1 protein-coding gene is annotated in these 241 nt (G+C 44.0%); it reads left to right on the top strand.

The genetic code is table 11. From position 1 onward, the window contains the following. The coding region (locus CFI03_RS06820; protein ID WP_248756914.1) for a transposase at positions 1 to 241 on the top strand (241 nt) is incomplete at both ends.

Genomic DNA, 241 nt, shown 5'->3' with positions numbered 1-241 from the left:
AGCCGGGATATAACGTGCAGATTGGAACCGAAGATCAATTCATTCTCAGTTACAGCATCCATCAACGTCCAACAGATACACGTTGTCTCAAGCCGCACCTGGACAAAGTGAAAGCCTCATTTGGTCAATTGCCGGGAACCATCATCGCAGATGCAGGTTATGGCAGCGAAGAAAATTATGCTTACCTAGAGTCTGAAGAACAACGAGCACTTGTAAAGTACAATACCTATCACAAAGAAAA

It is taken from the genome of Paenibacillus sp. ATY16, assembly GCF_003399985.2.
In the GTDB taxonomy this organism is placed as follows: Bacteria; Bacillota; Bacilli; order Paenibacillales; family Paenibacillaceae; genus Pristimantibacillus; species Pristimantibacillus glycanilyticus.
This window is presented reverse-complemented; position numbering and strand designations above follow the sequence as displayed.